This window comes from Bacillus hominis, from assembly GCF_018332515.1.
GTDB classification, from domain to species: domain Bacteria; phylum Bacillota; class Bacilli; order Bacillales; family Bacillaceae_G; genus Bacillus_A; species Bacillus_A hominis.
The window spans coordinates 1-1,445 of the sequence record NZ_BOQD01000020.1; the positions used below are offsets into that span (position 1 = coordinate 1).

Sequence of the window (1,445 nt, forward strand, 5' to 3'; positions counted from 1 at the left end):
GAGGTGAACCTTTTTATTATTTTTACTAAGCATATTAGATGTATTTCTTAATTGTTTCTGATAGATTAAATAAGGTGAAACTTTAATAAGTTTAACATTCTTAGTTCATAATAAATTGTACATAAAAAAGGGGACGATAAAATGAATAGAATAATTGGTTTAAAACAATTTGAAATAACGCGTGGGGCATTGCTTAAATTTATGGAAACGTTAGATGACAAAACTGCGGATACGCAGCCGGAGGGCTTTAACAATACAATCCGCTGGCATATTGGTCATGTGTTAACGGCAGCAGAAATTTTCATGTTTGGAAGAGAATTTAAACAATTGCCAACTGAATATCCAGGTATGTTTGGGTATGGATCAAGACCATCTAAATGGAAAACAGAAGGACCGTCATTAGAAGTGTTAACGGCCCAATTAAAAGAACAAGCAAAACGTATTAACGAAATTCCAGCAGAAGTATTTGGAAATAAACTTCCAGAGCCATTTTTAGGGTTGGAAACAGTTGGAGAGCTTTACGGTATGATGCTTTATCATGAAGCAGACCATATTGGACAAATGAAGGCGATGGAACGAATTATTAAAGCTCTTTAGTTAAAAAAACGAAATCCTGAATGGATTTCGTTTTTTTATTGAGCCGGCAAAGAAGAGTAGTAGTTACAGTGTTATCTTTTGGACTGCTTTAAATGTTTGAGTTGTGTAACAATCATAATACTAATGACGACAAGTAAAAACCAAGAGCTAATTTTGCTTAGATGAACGAGATTCCAGACTTCTCTCTGATTTGGATATTGCCATGCGCCGAAAAATGTTGCGATGTTTTCTGCAATCCAAATAAAGAATCCGATAAGGAAAAATGAGAGTACGAGCGGCATTTTATATGTGACTCCTTGTAATGAAAATTCCACAAATGTCCGAAAGAAAACAATGAATAAAAGTAAGGTTAATACCCATCTAAAGTCATATAGAAAATGGTGTGTGAAAAAGTTGAAGTAAATCATAGCACCTAACGGTATTGCCAAAATAGCATTTGGCCAATTAAACATTTGTAAATGTAATCTTCTCCATGCTTGGCATATGTAACTTGCGACGCTTGCGTACATAAAACCGCTGTAAAGTGGAACTCCAAAAATCTTCGAATACGCCTCTTCAGGATAACTCCATGAACCGAAATGTACTTTATATATTTCTAGTAAGAGCCCGATGAGATGGAAGACAGTAATTACTTTTAATTCGTCTTTTGTTTCAAGACCAGTTTTGTACATAATCCACTGCATAAGAAGACATACGATGAGTATGAAATCATAGCGATATAATCCTGGAATTGAAATGATTTTTGAAAGGGCTAGTGCTAAAAAAATGACGACTGGGAATAAGCAAGATAATGCTTGCTCGTAAGTGAAATGTAGTAGTTGTTTTATATAGAACATTGTGTCACCTTC

2 protein-coding genes are annotated in these 1,445 nt (G+C 34.6%); one reads left to right on the plus strand and one right to left on the minus strand.

Annotated elements, in window-relative coordinates:
- Window positions 1-141: 141 nt before the first annotated feature.
- Window positions 142-597 carry a DinB family protein gene (locus KI356_RS02945; protein ID WP_212934762.1) on the plus strand — a complete coding sequence of 152 codons (456 nt, stop codon included), beginning with the start codon at window positions 142-144 and terminating at the stop codon, window positions 595-597.
- Between the two features lie 71 nt (window positions 598-668).
- Here the strand turns inward: KI356_RS02945 and KI356_RS02950 are convergent, their stop codons facing one another.
- The gene (locus tag KI356_RS02950; RefSeq protein ID WP_212934763.1) at window positions 669-1,433 is read right to left on the minus strand and encodes a DUF817 domain-containing protein; all 765 of its coding nucleotides are present in this window, start codon (window positions 1,431-1,433) and stop codon (window positions 669-671) included.
- Between the last annotated feature and the right edge of the window lie 12 nt (window positions 1,434-1,445).